Raw genomic sequence first — 529 nt, 5'->3', positions numbered from 1 at the left:
AAAAAAGCGGCGAGCGGTGCTCGTCGCTTTTTGCGTGTGGCCAAAGCCTATTGTTCTTCGTACCAGCTGTAGTGGAAGTTCCCTTCGCGGTCTACCCGTTCGTAGGTGTGGGCACCGAAGTAGTCCCGTTGTGCTTGCAGCAGGTTAGCTGGCAGCACTTCAGCCCGGTAGGAGTCGTAGTAGCTGATGGCTGCGGCAAATGCCGGTACCGGAATCCCCGCCTTGATGGACAAGGCTACGACTTCCCGGATTGCCTTTTGGTACTTAGCTGCGATGTCCTTGAAGTAGTCATCTAACAGCAAGTTCTTCAATTCAGGGTTCTTTTCGTAGGCGTCCGTAATCTTTTGTAAGAATTGAGCCCGGATAATGCACCCTTCGCGCCAGATTTGGGCTAATTGACCGTATTGCAGGTTCCAGTCGTAGCGTTCGGAGTCGATCCGCATTTGGTCGAACCCTTGAGCGTAAGACATCACCTTCCCGAAGTAGAGGGCTTGGCGAATCTTTTCGATGTATTCCTTCTTTTCAGCGT

Annotated in this window: 1 pseudogene; it reads right to left on the bottom strand. The window is 52.2% G+C overall.

Annotation, left to right across the window (positions count from 1 at the left end):
* Positions 1-47: 47 nt before the first annotated feature.
* Positions 48-529, bottom strand: a pseudogene (locus tag FC43_RS07140) (NADP-dependent phosphogluconate dehydrogenase); the annotation flags it as partial.

The sequence above is a fragment of the Limosilactobacillus ingluviei DSM 15946 genome (assembly GCF_001435775.1).
Lineage (GTDB): Bacteria > Bacillota > Bacilli > Lactobacillales > Lactobacillaceae > Limosilactobacillus > Limosilactobacillus ingluviei.
Note: the sequence above shows the minus strand (reverse complement) of the source record. Positions and strands in the feature narration are given on the sequence as shown.